At 63.8% G+C, this 15,205-nt stretch carries 10 protein-coding genes; all 10 read left to right on the top strand.

Annotated features, from left to right (window positions below; translation table 11 throughout):
• Positions 1-38 precede the first annotated feature (38 nt).
• The 10 genes from ADAD_RS15985 to ADAD_RS0112785 all read left to right on the top strand — a co-directional run bounded on the left by ADAD_RS15985 (position 39) and on the right by ADAD_RS0112785 (position 15,094).
• Positions 39-548 carry a 2Fe-2S iron-sulfur cluster-binding protein gene (locus ADAD_RS15985; RefSeq protein WP_010414472.1) on the top strand — a complete coding sequence of 170 codons (510 nt, stop codon included), beginning with the start codon at positions 39-41 and terminating at the stop codon, positions 546-548.
• A complete protein-coding gene (locus tag ADAD_RS0112825) occupies positions 545-1,531 on the top strand; it encodes an FAD binding domain-containing protein (protein WP_010414470.1) in 987 nt (328 codons plus the stop codon). Before ADAD_RS15985 ends, ADAD_RS0112825 begins: the two co-directional genes overlap by 4 nt.
• On the top strand, positions 1,528-3,720 hold the full coding sequence (locus ADAD_RS0112820) for a xanthine dehydrogenase family protein molybdopterin-binding subunit (protein WP_010414468.1): 2,193 nt from the start codon (positions 1,528-1,530) through the stop codon (positions 3,718-3,720). Before ADAD_RS0112825 ends, ADAD_RS0112820 begins: the two co-directional genes overlap by 4 nt.
• A 472-nt stretch (positions 3,721-4,192) precedes the next feature.
• A complete protein-coding gene (locus ADAD_RS0112815; RefSeq protein ID WP_010414466.1) occupies positions 4,193-5,410 on the top strand; it encodes a hypothetical protein in 1,218 nt (405 codons plus the stop codon).
• Positions 5,411-5,427: 17 nt separating this feature from the next.
• Positions 5,428-5,994, top strand: a complete 567-nt coding sequence (locus ADAD_RS0112810) for a hypothetical protein (protein ID WP_010414464.1) — start codon at positions 5,428-5,430, stop codon at positions 5,992-5,994.
• A 64-nt stretch (positions 5,995-6,058) separates the two neighbouring features.
• On the top strand, positions 6,059-7,654 hold the full coding sequence (locus tag ADAD_RS0112805) for a tubulin-like doman-containing protein (RefSeq protein ID WP_010414462.1): 1,596 nt from the start codon (positions 6,059-6,061) through the stop codon (positions 7,652-7,654).
• An 18-nt stretch (positions 7,655-7,672) separates the two neighbouring features.
• Complete coding sequence (locus ADAD_RS0112800; protein ID WP_010414460.1) at positions 7,673-11,269, top strand: hypothetical protein; 3,597 nt, start codon at positions 7,673-7,675, stop codon at positions 11,267-11,269.
• A complete protein-coding gene (locus ADAD_RS15980; RefSeq protein WP_010414459.1) occupies positions 11,266-12,570 on the top strand; it encodes a hypothetical protein in 1,305 nt (434 codons plus the stop codon). The genes ADAD_RS0112800 and ADAD_RS15980 overlap by 4 nt, the downstream gene beginning before the upstream one ends.
• 14 nt (positions 12,571-12,584) lie before the next feature.
• Positions 12,585-13,691 carry a hypothetical protein gene (locus ADAD_RS0112790; protein ID WP_010414456.1) on the top strand — a complete coding sequence of 369 codons (1,107 nt, stop codon included), beginning with the start codon at positions 12,585-12,587 and terminating at the stop codon, positions 13,689-13,691.
• Positions 13,688-15,094: a hypothetical protein gene (locus ADAD_RS0112785; RefSeq protein ID WP_010414453.1), complete on the top strand. Its 1,407-nt coding sequence runs from the start codon at positions 13,688-13,690 to the stop codon at positions 15,092-15,094. Before ADAD_RS0112790 ends, ADAD_RS0112785 begins: the two co-directional genes overlap by 4 nt.
• Positions 15,095-15,205 lie beyond the last annotated feature (111 nt).

Raw genomic sequence — 15,205 nt, 5'->3', positions numbered from 1 at the left:
TGATGCGCCCGTGAATTGGTCGGTCAAAGGAGGCACCCTTGGCCGAAACGATCTCCATCAACGGAACCGCCCATCCGATCCCCGAAGATCCGCGGATCACCCTGCTCGATTTCCTGCGGCACGATCTGCGGCTGACCGGCACCAAGAAGGGTTGCGATCACGGCCAGTGCGGGGCCTGCACGGTGATCGTCAACGGCATGCGCATCAACAGCTGCCTTACGCTGGCCGCGATGCACGAAGGCGACGAGGTGACCACCATCGAAGGCCTCGGCACGCCGGACGCCCCCTCCCCCATGCAGCGGGCGTTCCTTGAAAACGATGGCTACCAGTGCGGCTATTGCACGCCGGGGCAGATATGCTCCGCCACAGCGATGCTGGGCGAGATCGCCAACGGCTGGCCAAGCGATGCGAGCGAAACGCTCGACGGCGATATCGAAGCGACTGGCGACGAGATTCGCGAGCGGATGAGCGGCAACCTGTGCCGCTGCGGTGCCTACGCAAACATCGTCGCCGCCATCCGGGACGTCGCTGCGGAGGAAAGCGCATGAGGCCGTTCCAGTATGACCGCGCCCGCACCCTGACCGACGCCGCGCAGATCATGCAGGGCGAGGATGCGATGGCCATCGCCGGAGGCACCAACCTGCTCGATCTGATGAAGCTGCAGGTGGAAACGCCGCGCGAGCTGGCCGACATCAACCGCGTGGGGCTCGGCGAGATTGCGGACACCGACGATGGCGGCCTGCGCATCGGCGCGCTGGCCACCAATACGGCGACCGCCGTTCACCCCCGCGTGCGTGCGGATTACCCCGTGCTCTCCCGCGCGATCCTCGCCGGGGCGACACAGCAATTACGCAACAAGGCGACGACCGGCGGCAACCTGTGCCAGCGCACGCGCTGCTTCTACTTCATGAATATCGACCAGCCCTGCAACAAACGCGAACCGGGCAGCGGCTGCGGCGCGCTGGACGGTATCGCCAAGCTACACGCCGTGCTGGGCGCGAGCGGTGAATGCATCGCCACCTATCCCGGCGACATGGCCGTGGCGCTGAGCGCGCTGGACGCCAGCGTGGAAATCAACGGCAGCGACGGTACGGAACGCACCGTCCCGGTGCGCGATTTTCATTGCCTCCCCGGCGATACGCCGTGGCGCGACAATGTGCTGGAGCCCGGCGAGATCATCACCGCGGTAACGCTGCCCGCGCCGGTCGGCGGAACACAGCTCTACCGCAAGGTGCGCGAGCGATCCTCCTATGCCTTCGCGCTCGTCTCCATCGCGGCGATTGTCGAGATGGAGGACGGTGTCTTCACCCGCGCCGACCTCGCCTTCGGCGGGCTTGCCCACAAGCCGTGGCACGATCCGCGCATTGCGCAGGCGCTGGTCGGCAATGCGCCGTCGGCTGAGCTTTTCGACCGGGCTGCGGACATCCTGCTGGAGGATGCACAGGGCCACGGCGAGAACGATTTCAAGATACCGCTGGCCCGGCGCACGCTGCACGCGGTGCTGGAACAGGCATCGGAGGACGCGGCATGAGTGTGCATCTCAAGCAGGACAAGCCCGATACCTCCAACCGCCTCGACGACATGAAGCAGGGTGTGATCGGCGCGCCGCTGCCGCGCGTCGAAGGCATGGCGAAGGTCACCGGCACGGCGCCTTACGCAGCCGAATACCTCATGGAGAATTGCGCCGAAGGCGTGCTCGTCACTTCCACTATTACGCGCGGCGAAGTGACGCGGATCGACAAGGACAGCGTCCTTTCCATGCCCGGCGTGATCGCGGTGATCGATGACGAGCGCCTGATTACCCGCCCCGCGCAGGGAACGGCCAACGAAGCCCCGCAGCAGAAACCGAAAAGCGTTTCCTACTGGGGCCAGCCGATCGCGCTGGTTGTGGCCGAAACCTTCGAAGACGCGCGCGATGCGGCCAAGCACCTGAAGGTCGAATACCGTGAGGAGGCCGGCGCACCGCTTTCACCCGACGCGGTCGAACCCGAAGAGCAGGAGGGCGAGACTGTCCATCAGGGCGATCTGGCGCATGCTATGGCGCAGGCCGCGCACAGCGTGGACGTCACCTTCACGACCGAGGGGCACTCCTCGGCAGCGATGGAGCCGCATGCCGCGATCGCGCAATGGGATGGAGAACGCCTGACGGTCCATGCCTCGCTGCAGATGCTGAACTACAATATCACCGAGCTCGCCGATGCAGTGGGGCTGGACGAAAGCAAGGTTCGCCTGATCTCGCGCTTCGTGGGTGGCGGGTTCGGATCGAAGCTGGGCATCAGCGAAGATGTGGTTTCCGCCTCGCTTGCCGCAATGCAGCTTTGCCGTCCGGTGCGGGTCGTATTGTCGCGCCAGCAGGTGCTCCAGTGCATCATGCGCCGGTCCGAAACCACCCAGCGCATCCGGCTGGCCGCAGACGAGAATGGCAGGCTGACCGGCTTCGGGCACGAAGCGCTGGTCTCCAACCTGCCGGGCGAGTCCTTTGCGGAGCCGGTGCTGCAATCCTCGCACTTCCTCTACGCGGGGCAGAACCGCGAGCTGATGCTCAAGCTCGCGCGCATCCACCGGATGACCGCCGGATCGGTGCGCGCGCCCGGCGAGGCGGTGGGCATGCCCGCGCTCGAAGGCGCGATGGATGTGCTTGCACACGAGATCGGGATCGACCCGGTCGAGCTGCGCCTGCGCAATATCCCGGAAGACAATCCCGAAGAAGGCCTGCCCTTCTCCTCCCACAAGCTCGCCGAGTGCCTGCGCCAGGGCGCCGAGGCTTTCGGATGGGACCACGGCCCGCGCAAACCGCGCCACACGCGCGAGGGCGAATGGTGGGTCGGCACCGGCATGGCGAGCGCGGCACGGGTGCACAACGTCGGCGAAGCAAGGGCGCGCGTCACGCTCAAAGCGGATGGCACGGCGCTGGTCGAAACCGACATGACCGATATCGGCACCGGTACCTACACGATCCTGGCGCAGATCGCCGGGGAAATGCTCGGCCTCGATCCCGGCAAGGTGCTGGTCGACCTGGGCGACACGCGCCACCCCAGAGGGTCCGGTTCGGGCGGCAGCTGGGGCGCGGCTTCGGTCGGCTCCGCAGTCTACGTCGCCTGCACCGCGCTGCGCGAGGAACTGGCCCGGCGGGCGGGCATCGCCGAAGACGAGCTCGACCTGTCGAACGGCAGGACGCAGGCCGGACAGACCTTGAGCCAGCTTCTGGACGGTCAGGACATGGCACGCGAAGGGCACTACGAACCCGGCGATATCGCCTCTGATTTTACCGCATCGGGCTTTGGGGCGTTCTTCGCCCAGGTCCGCGTGAACCGCTTCACCGGCGAAACCCGGGTCGACCGGATGCTCGGCGCTTTCGGCTTCGGCCGCGTGCTCAACCACAAGACCGCCCGATCCCAATGTATCGGCGGAATCACCTGGAGCATCGGCGCGGCACTGACCGAAGCGCTGGAGTTCGATCCGCGCGACGGGCACCTCGTGAACTGCGACCTCGCCGAATATCATGTGCCCGTTAATCGCGACGTGCCCGATCTCGAGGTCCTGATGGTCGAAGAACGCGACCCGGCGGCCAGCCCGATCCAGGCCAAGGGTATCGGCGAACTGGGCATGTGCGGAGGTGCGGCGGCCATTGGAAACGCGATCTTCGACGCAAGCGGCGCGCGCATTTTCGATTATCCGATGACCCCGGACAGGGTGCTGGCTGCCATGCCAGCCGACTGACACCGATCGCCAGGCCAGTCATTCGGCGTAATTACAGGAATAGTTTACCTTTTTCCTTGTCCCATCGCTGACAAGCCAGACGCTCTGTATGAAAATTCGGCAAGTTTTCTAGAAAGCCTTTGCGAATCGGGCAGCCCATGTCATTGTAAATGGGGGAGTACGCAAATGGGCGTAGGGGGCGGACTTGGTTAAAAAGAGAGCCAGTTCGGGGGTAGAACCCCTGCCCATAATCATCATTGCCGTTGCCGCAGTAATCGCCATCGCCGCGGCCGCCTATTTCCTGCTGACGCCAAATACACGTACAGATCAGGCGGGACCGGTAGCGGACTGTCTTCCTGCGTCGGTCAGGGATGCCGAAACCGCCAACTTGGCGTCTACTCGGCCACCTGGCGACCTGAACGTCTATGTCGACGCGTCGGGAGGCATGCGGGGGTATGCTGCTGCGGGTAATCCCAACGCCCTTGGCAACCTGATGAGCCTGTCGCTCAATTTCACGAAGAGCAGCAACTACGCCCCCTCGGCCCCGGGAACCACGCGGTTTTTCCGCTTCGGCGACTACCGGTTCGATGCGAAATCGCCTGAAGCTCCGGCTCTTGTCGAAACGGCCGAGCAACTGGCCCGGCCCGCAGCCTTCAACGAGGAGAACACCCGGCTCGCCGATGTCCTCCGGTGGATCGAGCATCGCCACGACAAGGCAGGCGATGGAGCCGACCCATTGTCGATTGTCGTGACCGATCTGATGCTCGACGACCGCGAGGCAGTCGACGCCTTCGAGGCATCCGTCGGCGGAGTGCTGCGCAACCTGATGATCGACGAAAAGCTCTCGGTCGGCCTCCTGGCGGTTCGCGTGCCGTTCAACGGAAATGTCTTCGTCGGCGATACGACCCTGAGAGCAGCCGTGCCGGATCGCCCGCTCATCATCCTGATGATCGGAGACCCTTTCCAGGTTCGCGCCTTCTACGACTATCTCGACACCTCCGAGATTGCGCCGTTTTCGTCCGATACGGCGCTTACCAACCGTCGGTTCGCGCTGTTCGGGCTGGAAGCGAGCGCCATCGCCGAAGCAGCACCGCAGCTCAGCGGGACGGGTTCCGGCTTTTCCTCGCGCTCGTTCTCGCTGGACGTACCGGGGACACAGGATCTGAAGAAATTCTCCTTCAGGCCCGGCGCGGCGGACGAGGATTCCGAAGCCCGTCTGCGCGTCCAGCTGGATGCGGGGGCGAACAAGGAAAGCTACGAGGTCATCGGTGACGAACCCGTGAGCGTCGGCTTCGTCTGGCAGCTCGACGAGGCGGCATTCGATCCGGCAGCCTGCAACCCTCAGCAGGTCTGGACCAACTATGCCCGCCTTGGCCCCGATGGCGCCCTGAGCAAAGGGCAACGGGCGGTCTATTCGCTGGGCCTGGACGAAATGGAAGCGGCGGGGATGGATCGCAAAGGCACATATCTCGTGCAGATGATTGCGGGCCAGCGGGGGCTGGTGCGCGAGCATGAGGCGGTCGAGTGGATGGGGGAATGGTCCGACACCAACGATCGGCTCACATCCAGGCTTCGGCAATCCGCGACGACGCGCGGCCTTGGCGTTCCGGGATTGCAGCCGCTGCGCAACATCTTGCTGGCCGAGTTGCTGATCCCCGGCCGCGAAGAGATCGAGCGGTCCTCCGCTCAGTTCGTCATCAGGACCGAATAGGCAGACAGGGTTGATCCATGAACGGCATGCTCAAATTCTTTGCAGTCTGGTTTGCGGCCACGGTACTGGCCGGGCTCGCGCTGGCATTCACGCATGGCGATCCGTCCACGCTGAACCCGGCGAACGAATCGCTGAGGCTCGAGCAGTGCGAAGCGGCCGAAGGGACCTTCTCCGGATCGACGCAGCAGGATTGCGTGGAGGGTGTCGAAGCGGCGCTGCAACGTGACGCGGACGATGCAGCCTCCGATCTGATGACCTGGTTCGGCGTCGCTTCGCTGGGCGTGCTGATCATCGGCGGCATCTTCATGAGCAAGATCATCGCGCGCGCGAAAACGGCTGGCACGCGTTCCGAATTCCGGTCCCTCCGGCAGGACTGGTTCCTCTATCTCGCGCTTGTCGGCGTGCTCGCGATCATCGCCGGGGTTTTCGCCCACGGCGGCCTGTTCGGCGCCTGGGCACCCGAGCTGGCGCCCATGCGACGCTGGGCGGACCTGTCGCTGCTGACAGTCGTCTGGGCGGCGACCTACATCATCGGCACCAAACTGGCGACACCGCACAAAATGCAACCGTCGATCCCGTTCTGATCCGGGTTGGAGGCGAAGCGCGTCGCGGTCGCGGCAATATTCGAATGCTTGAGGGGATGGGTTTGTGAACATCATCATCGGAGTTGGCGGAACCGGAGCGAAAGTGGTCGAGTCGGTACTCCATTTCGCCGCGATGGGTGTGGGCCCCAACAGCCTGCGGGTCGGCTTCGTCGACCAGGATCGGTCCAACGGCAATCTCAACCGCGCGCTGCAGGTCTTCGAAAGCTACCGCAGCACCCGCGCAGCATGGCGCGGTGATGATGCGGTCCACCGGCTCGGCGGGGCAGAGGAATGCCCGCTCTTCAAGACCGACATCGAACCGCTCGGCGAGCAGGATGGCCTGTGGATCCCAGACGACGGTGCAGGCACGACGCTGGCCAGCGTGTTCGGACCGATGGGCGAGGATCAGTACCTGTTCGACGCGCTGTTCCACACCGGCGACGACAAGACCGCGGAGGAACAGCAGCTGACGCTGGACGATGGTTTCCAGGGGCGTCCGCATATCGGCGCGGCGGTGATTACCGATCGCGCCGAGCAGCGCAGCGCCTTCTGGGACAGCGTGACGGAAACGATCAAGAGCGCCGGATCGGGCGGTGCCGTGCGCATCCTGCTGGCCGGATCGGTCTTCGGTGGCACGGGGGCGGCAGGTTTCCCCACGATCGCGCGCCTGATCCGCAACCGTCTGAAAGATGAAGGGATCACCCGCGGAGTCGATATCGGGGGCATCCTGATGCTGCCCTATTTCGGCTATCCCAATCCCAACGAGGACCAGGACCAGAACGTCGCGCTGGCAGACGAACAGCTGATGCAATCGCGCGGCGCCCTGCGTCACTACGAGGACATGCTGGGTGGCGAACATATTTTCGACCAGCTCTACATGGTCGGCTGGAATCCGCTGATCCGGCTGGAATATCACGAGAAAGGTTCGGGCGATCAGCGCAATCCCGCCCTGCTCCCCGAATTCGTGGCGGGCAGCGCAGCCAGCCGCTTCTTCCTCAGCGAAAGGTTGCCGGAAGAGGAAGGCCTGCAGGCAATCATGGTTTCCGCCCGCCGCGACAAGAACCAGTTCGGCTGGCCGGACGTACCCGCCCTGACGAGCGGATCGGGCGAAATGCAGCGCGTGCTGCACGAATATGTCGCGCGCTTCCTGCGCTTCGCAGTCGCCTTCAAATACTGGAAACCGCAGATCGGCAATTCCCAGGAACGCCGCGAGATGAAGCGATCCGAGGAATGGTATGTCGCGCAGGGGCTGGACGATGTCGACTGGGACGAGGCCAGTCCGTCGCAGGCGCTGAACTACATGGAAGCCTCTATCGACCATGCCCTGCGCTGGTTCGCGGCAATGGAAACCTACGCCCGTCATGATCAGGACGTGAAGTTCGAGCTTTGGCATATCGCCAAGGCGCTGGTCGATCCGATCGACGAGAAACGTCCCAACAAGGACCCGTCGGTGAAGGATCGGCTCGACGATCAGGACTACCGCAGAAGTTATGAGAGCATTGCCGGGAAATACGCCGCTTCGGACGACAGCATGTCGCACATAGGGGAGCTGGCCGACAATCTCACCGACTACGAGTTGACCGGCCAGCACGAGCTGATGGGCCGCTTTATTGCGGCGCTCTACCACTTCGGCGATTTCGATCCCGAAGACGAGCAGTGAGGACAAAGAGGCGCTGATATGGAACCGACCTTCAATCTCTCGCCGCTTATCTCCGGCAAGTACCGCGATCCGGATGCCACCGGGCGCTGGGCGCAGTCCGGCCCACTGGGCGATCTGGCTACATCGCTCGATGTGCCGCGCTCGGAAGCGGAGATCGACCGGCTCAAATCCCTGCCCGATGTGTGGGCCCGCCCCCTCCTCTTCGGCCATGCGCTGACCAACAAGGACCATATCGCGCGCAAGGCTGCGATCCGGCAGTGGCGCGGCCTTCTCGCGCTCCTTGGCCTGAGCAATTTCTACGCGAACAAATACGTGATCGGCCTGATCAACATCGATCTGGCGGACGAGAGCACGGGCAACCCGCAGTTCCGCAAGGTGCTGCGCCAGCTCAAGCCGACCGAGACGATTACCAGCCAGGCCTCGTGGGACAAATTCGGTGTGCTGACTCTTCAGCCTAAGGGAGAGGACCGCTTCGACGTTGGCGAACATACCGCGATCGGGTTGCTGGTACCCAATTGCATCGTCGCCCCGGCCAAGAGCACCAGCTACCTGAAAGTGCCCTCCGTGCCATGGCTGGCCAACGGGCTTGGCGACCCTCTGGATCAGGACGCCATGCCCGCCGCGCAATGGGCCGCCCTGTACGACTATCTCGGCCGCATCAAAGTGCGATTGAAGCAACCGGATATCGTCAAGAGTGCCGGCGTCGATGCCATTCGCAACGAAGTCGATACGTTCATGGCGGGCTGCCGAGAGAAGCTGGCCGACGCCGGGGTCGGCAACGCGCCCGAAGCCAGATATGCCAGCGCCAAGGACGAAGTACCCTCCTCGCTGTACGAAGTGCTGCTGGATCCGCCCCTGCAACCCGAAGACGACAGGCTGACCGATTGCGAGGTGCTGGTCCCGGCAGAAAGCGATCTGCTGTCGGTGGCTGGGGGGATCAAGGGGATCATCCTGATCGATCCTGCCATCGCGCGTACGCTGAACCGGCCGATACAGGACGTGAAGGCGTGGAAGGGATATTCGCTGCAGGCCGCGGCCCGAAAGGAAGATCTCGACGCGATCCGCAAGGAAGCGCTGGGTGAAGGCTATCTGGTCGTCACGCCGGAAGACCTCCTGACCGCCAAGCTTGTCCGGCTGCTCAATGACGGCAAGGTCGAAGCGCACGGGCCGAAGTGGGAAAACCTGCTGCTGCCGCTCAGCCCCCTCGGTCTTCTGCTGACGGGCAAGGACAAGATCGTCGACAGCCTCGAGCTGAACGACCGAGGCGACCGGTTCGAAGTCGGGCTCACGATCGGCCTCAAGGGCGGAGAAGACCTCGCGCGTCCGGGCTCTCACCAGGTCGTGAAAAGCTACGACAAGAAGGCCGATACCGACGAACAGGCAGTGCCGGACGATATCGTGCTGTGGCCGAACAAGTCCTTCGCGGGCTGGCCGTGGAACTTCATGCGCTTCAGCTACGACAGCCGCTACGAAATGGCGCCGCGGTTCGCCGCCTCCCGGGGCAGCCTTTCCGCCATGGTCACGGCGATGGCCAAGGGCGATACCGCGAAGACCCTTTCCGCGCTGCAGGCGCTCGGCGATCAGGGAGACCTGGTGTTCGAACGTATCCACCCCGTCTTCAACGGCGACATGGCCGAGCTCAAGTCCGCCAATGGCGACCTGATCCTGCACCGGGTGCGATTCCGCAACGTATCCGACGCGATCGGCGAACAGCACATTCTGGGCAAGGGAAGCGAGACGATCTTCTTCTCCGGCAAGCTGGGCGACGACGATTATCCATCGCCGGCCGGATGTCTCATGCTGCCCAAGAAGCCGGCGTCGCTCAATCAGGGCAGCATGCGGATCGCAGTCGATTTCGGTACCACCAATACGGTGGTCTACTATTCTACCGGCTCTTCCGGTTCGCCCGAAGCCATGGTGTTCGAAGAGCGGGTTTTCCGCCCCTTGTGGAGCAAACTGGCGGAGGAAGACCAGTTCGCCTACGACTGCGTGGAATTCCTCCCCGCCAGGGACGTGCCATCCCCGTTCCCGACCGTGATGCACAAGCGCGTGTTCGATCTCGGCGGATCGGAGGCGCTGAAGGACGGCGCCGCATCGGGCTACCACGGCATCGCCGACAACATCTTCTTCATGCCCAACGTGCCGAGCAGAATCGCCTACGCAGCGGAACGTGAGGCCAAGGAGCAGCTCGAATTCGATCTGAAGTGGGGGACCGATTCGAAGCAGAAGCGGATGGTCCGCCGGTTCCTGCGACAGATCGTGCTGATGAGCACGGTCGAGGCGATGAGCCGCAATATCCAGCCGCAGAACATCGAGTGGCATTTCTCCTATCCGCAGGCGTGGGACCACACGCAGGTCTCGAATTTCCAGAAGGCGGTGACGCAGGCCTGGGAAGAAATCCTGCATCCGGTTCTGGGCAAGAGCGCAAAGGCGCTGGACCACATCCGGTTCGAGACCGAAGGCGCTGCGGCGCTCCGCTACTTCATCAAGGGGCCATCGGCCGGCAAGACCGGGCAGCGCGTGCTGATGCTGGACATCGGCGGCGGCTCCACCGAAATCGCGATCTACGATCTCGAGAAGAACGTGTGGCGCGGCTCCTTCAAGCTGGCAGGCGGAGACTTCTTCACCCGCTTCCTGTCGAACAACACGAAGATTTTCGAACAATTCAAGGATGATGTCGCGGGCGACACGTCCGAGTTCGAGCGCGTGCTGAAGGAGTTTGGCGGCAACGAATCCACGCGGCACTTCGTCGAACTCTACATCAGCCAGGACGGCTTCAACGAGAGCTTCGGGGAAAGCTATCCCATGTTCAGCGAGGAGGCGGAAGGCCTGGGTCTGCGCAACGCCGCGCTGGTGATGATCGCGGGCTATTTCTATTATTCGGGTCTGGTCGTTCGCTCCCTGATCGAACGTCGCCAGCTTCGCGCGAAGAGCATGGACGAATTTACGGTCGCCTTTGCCGGCCGCGGCTCCAGCTTCTTCAAGTTCCTCGGCGAAATGCGCAATGACGAGAGCCCGTTGGGGCGCGCGGTGCGGATGATGACCGATGTGGTTCTGGCGGGAGAGGAGGAGAAGGCGCAGGAAAACCCGGAAACCTGGACCTTCACCAATCCGCGGGTGAACGAGAGTTTTTCCGAACTGCCCAAGCACGAGGTCGCCTACGGCATGCTGTGCGGGGACGCCGCTGGCCGGAAGAAGGCGATGGATGAAGCCATCCCGCTGGGCGAAAGCGTGGAACTGCTGGCAGACGGTGAAGAGCTGTCGCTTTCGGCCTTGCATAACATCAGCGAGTTGCCGCCGGGCGCCCGCCTGATCGATATCGGCGAGGACGAATTCGACCGCTTCCTTGAACTGTTGCGCCAGCGGGTCGGCCTGAAGATCAACATCGATTCCAAGGGCGGCGAAGCGCGTTCGCAGATCAACAACACGGTCAAATACGCTTTCTCGGGCAATCTGGATGCGCTCGAAAACTATGAAGAAAGCGAGGATGACGACGAGACGCTGGAAATCGAGCCTCCCTTCATCTCCAAACTGCGCTGTCTCGTACATATGCTGGCGCAGAATGTGGCCGCGCGTAAGGAAGAGGTTGTCGTGCGGACCGAGGCGCCGAGATGAGCGCGCCCGCCAGCAAGCTGCTTCGCGGCGTAGCAATCCTCGTCGCCCTGGCTGTCACCTCGGGCTGCGACTTCCTGGATGCTGGCGATGACGCCCCCAGCGCGCAGGAGATGGAGGACCGCGCGGCCATAAGCGACGCGCCGCAACCGCCTGCGAATGCGCCTGCCGGTCTCGATACCGATGCGCCCGCCGAAGACGAGGGCAACGCGAGCGTGCCCGATCCGGATACAGCGGAGGCGCCGCAGGAAGCGGCGCCTGCCGAAGGCAACGAGAGCGAGCAGGCCGCCCGCGCCGGCGATGCCGCACCCGAGCCCGACGGGGCCGAAAACGCGCCGACCGAAGGTGCAAGCCCGGCGGCGGCGCCCGAAGCTCCTGCTGCCGAGGATTCCGCACCCGATGGCGCTGAACCCTCAGACGAAGCCGGAACCGCCCCGGAAAGCGAGGCGACCCCCGCTCAGGTCGAACAGGCCGCGACGCAACCCGATCCCCCCGAGCCTGCGGCTGGGAATACCCGCAACAAAGCGCCCTTACTGGCGCCGTGGTCCACCCATCTGCTGGCCGGTATCTTTGGACTGGGGCTTGGCATCCTGGCCGCATACCTGAGCGGCGTTTTGCGCAAGCGACGCGCGCGCCCTTCGGGTGACGAGGACGAGGCGAACGATGACAGGAGCGCAGACGCGTTCGTGCCGAAAGAAGTTTACGACACCCTGAAAACGGAACGCGATCAACAGGCGAAGACGATTACTGCCCTGCAGCTTGCAGTAGACAAACTCGGTGCAGGACGTGAGCCCGACAACAGGGCCCCACCTTCTGCCAACGCTGGCATCAAGACTCTGGGATCAGGCGCCCCCCGTTCGGAGCAGTCCGAAGCTCCCCGTGGCCACGCAGGAACCAGCGCCTTCGCCTTCAGGGACAGTGCCGAGATCAGGGATCTGGTTCGCCGCTTCAACGAAGCCGAAAAGCGCCGCGATTACGATGCGCTGCGGCAGGAATATCACGCGCGGCCCTATAGCAATGATCGCACCCGCGACCTGTCTAAAATCTTCGAGGACAACAGCGACAGGTTCTGGCTGATCGCAAATCCGGCCAACCCGAACGAGGCGGTCCTGATCCCCGGGTTCGCTTCGGAGGCGGGCTGGAACCGTATGCGCGAGAAGACGACCGACCACGTCTTCGCCTATCATTTCGATCTGAGATCGGGCGGAGAGCGTCTGGTCATCAACAAGCCCGCCATCTTGCAACGCACGTCTTCGGGCGACTGGGACCTGTACGAAAAGGGCGAGATTTCAGGCCTCAAGTAGGACCGGATTTGACCATGGAGCCGGACAACCTCGACTTCGCAATCAGTATCGAGACCGATCGGAAACGGCGGCTGTCCTCCGCCAGGCAACTGGCCGATGCCGTCAGGAACGGAACGCTGAGCGAAGACACACCTATCGAAGTCGATGAGAACGGGGGCTCTCAATTCAGGTCGCTCGCCGGTAACTACGCGCCGCTCAAGCGCTTCTTCCATTCGGCCGAAAAGACAGATCGGCAGCCGATGCAGTCTTCCGGAGAGTCACCCGTAGCAACCGAACAGGGGCCCGGCCCCGGCGCAGGCGGCAGCGCTGGGCGGCCCGCCTCGCCCGCAGCGCCCGATCCTGCCCATACCCATGCGCCCGCCCCTGCGCCCTCCGCTGCCGAGCCATCCGCGCCACCACGGGGCGATACTGACGCGGTGCAGTCCGCCCCCGACGCAGCGAATGCGCTGCAACCACTGGCCCGCAGCGTGGTCGAGTTGCAGGATCTGCTCAACCAGGCTTACGACTTCATGGATCTTTTAAAGGATCAGATCGCGTCGCTGGCACCCGACGGCGACTTCGATGCCTTGCTGCAGGATGAGGCAGGCGAAGGCGATGCACCTGCCACCTCGGGAGAATCGGGCCGGTGGGAGCCGAACTTCGACAGCCCTGCGAAAGCGTCATCAGGCGCAGCGCCGACGCCCCGACCGGCACGGACGCCTCCGCCTCCGCCGCCTCCGCCGCCTCCGCCCGATTTCGATAACCTCGAGCGGGATTTGCTGGAGCCGTTCAACGCGTTGTCCAGCACCGCGGACCTCGAAGCGCTTAAGGAGCGGTGGAACGCCCAAGGTTGTGCGAACGATCGCCAGAGCGATATCGCCAAACTGTTCGAGAGTGCGGCGGACCGCTTCTGGCTGATCGTGGACCCCAGGGATCGGGCCCGCGCTGCGCTCATCCCGGGGATAGCCAGCAAGAAGATCTGGCCCCGTCTGCGGGAGAAAACGCTCGATCACCCTTTTGCCCATCATTTCGACATGGAGTCCGGCGAGGACCTGCGCGTGATCGCCCCGGCGCGCATGAAACGTCGGAGCGATGGATCGTGGGCACTCGTTGAAAAAGGCAGGCTGAGCGGTACGCGATGAGCGATTACGAAGGATATCCCGTCGTCACGGCACAAGTAGGCGGGCGCCGCAGGCGACTGTCGCAGGATCGCCAGTGGCGCGCCGCAATTCACGATCGATCGATCGATCGTGACACGCTGATCGAGTACGAGGACGCGCCGGGCCACATCACCGAGATGCCCGCCCGCGATTGCCCCGCGCTGGTCCCGTTGCTGGACGAAATCCTGGGCCCCGAACCGGAGCCGGTGCCCGAACCGGTGGCAGAGGACGAGGCTGAGCAGTCGCAGGAAGATGCTCCGCCGCCCACGGAACCGGACAAACCCAGTCTCGACTACTCGGATGCCTTCGGGCTGACCGCAGCGGAAAAGGCGCCGCAATCGGCAGAGGCAGGCCCCGCCGCCGTGAATACCACCTCACAGACGCCTCCCTCGCACCACGCCGCCGCGGGCACCGAGGGGGGCCGTCCCGCCGCCCCTGCGCGGACTGGCAATGCGGGCAGCCCGGACGATGGAGGAAACCGCAAGGTCGTGTTTGCGGGACTGGCGTTGCTCGCGGTTGTCTTCGTCGGCTGGATCATCAGCCTTTCGGGGGAAGAGTCCGACTACGACAGCACGGACTATTACGCCGAGGACGCCTCCGAAATGATGGAAGATTCAGCCGAGCCCGCCCTTCCGCTCGGCACGACGTACTACGCCAAGACCCAGGCGAACTATCGCAATGCGCCGGAAGGGGCGAGCGAAGGCACCATGCCCCGAGGCATGGAGTTCAACGCCGTTACCGCAAGCAGCAATTCGGAGTGGCTCCAGATTACCCGCGGGCCTTTCGCCGGGCGCTTCATCAAGGCCAGCACGGTCTCGACGGATCGACCGCCCGACCTCGATACGAGCACGGCCGACGACTTTTACGTAATCCGCCAGACCTCCGTCTATTCCTCTCCCAACCGCTACTCCCAGGTGGTCGAGGAACTGCCTTTCCCGACCAAGGTGACGATCGCCGGGTCGGTAGGAGGAGGGTTCGCGGAAGCCCTGATCGACGGCCTGCCTGTCGGTTATGTCGAATGGGACGATCTGGGCGGCGAAGGCGGGCGCGGGCCGCGGCGCTGGTTCCGTATCGTCAACGATTGCGGGAAGACCGTGAACGCGGTGTTCAACATCCAGGAAAACGGCACCTATAACGGGTTCGACGGATATTGGACGTTCGCCCCCAATGCGTCGAGGGAACTGGTCTATACCGGTTATGGCCGGGTCTATACGGACTCGGTCTTCAACTACTGGCTCAATATCGGCGACGATATAGGCCCGTACACCAACGTCAGGGATATCAACGGGGACACCGCATCGGTCGGTGGCAAGACGATGGGGATGAAGCGTATCGTCCCGCTGGCGGTCAGCGATGACGAATATGTCCTGAGACTGTGCGGCTGACCGGGATTCCGCGTCGCCAGGGTCGCGGTGGGGCACCGCCGCTCACCTACCCGCCGGCCTCCCCGATTGGACATGTGGTCGCGTGCGCCTAGAAGGTGCCTGCGATTTCCC

The organism is Citromicrobium sp. JLT1363, from assembly GCF_000186705.1.
Classification (GTDB): domain Bacteria; phylum Pseudomonadota; class Alphaproteobacteria; order Sphingomonadales; family Sphingomonadaceae; genus Alteriqipengyuania.
The sequence above is the reverse complement of the archived record's forward strand: the minus strand, read 5'-3'. Positions and strand labels throughout refer to the sequence as shown.

What these genes read in the sequence shown, in the direction of transcription:
- ADAD_RS0112825 (WP_010414470.1), top strand. Translation starts at nt 545, where the DNA reads ATGAGGCCGTTCCAGTATGACCGCGCCCGCACCCTGACCGACGCCGCG.
- ADAD_RS0112820 (WP_010414468.1), top strand. Translation starts at nt 1,528, where the DNA reads ATGAGTGTGCATCTCAAGCAGGACAAGCCCGATACCTCCAACCGCCTC.
- ADAD_RS0112815 (WP_010414466.1), top strand. Translation starts at nt 4,193, where the DNA reads ATGAGCCTGTCGCTCAATTTCACGAAGAGCAGCAACTACGCCCCCTCG.
- ADAD_RS0112810 (WP_010414464.1), top strand. Translation starts at nt 5,428, where the DNA reads ATGAACGGCATGCTCAAATTCTTTGCAGTCTGGTTTGCGGCCACGGTA.
- ADAD_RS0112800 (WP_010414460.1), top strand. Translation starts at nt 7,673, where the DNA reads ATGGAACCGACCTTCAATCTCTCGCCGCTTATCTCCGGCAAGTACCGC.
- ADAD_RS15980 (WP_010414459.1), top strand. Translation starts at nt 11,266, where the DNA reads ATGAGCGCGCCCGCCAGCAAGCTGCTTCGCGGCGTAGCAATCCTCGTC.
- ADAD_RS0112790 (WP_010414456.1), top strand. Translation starts at nt 12,585, where the DNA reads ATGGAGCCGGACAACCTCGACTTCGCAATCAGTATCGAGACCGATCGG.
- ADAD_RS0112785 (WP_010414453.1), top strand. Translation starts at nt 13,688, where the DNA reads ATGAGCGATTACGAAGGATATCCCGTCGTCACGGCACAAGTAGGCGGG.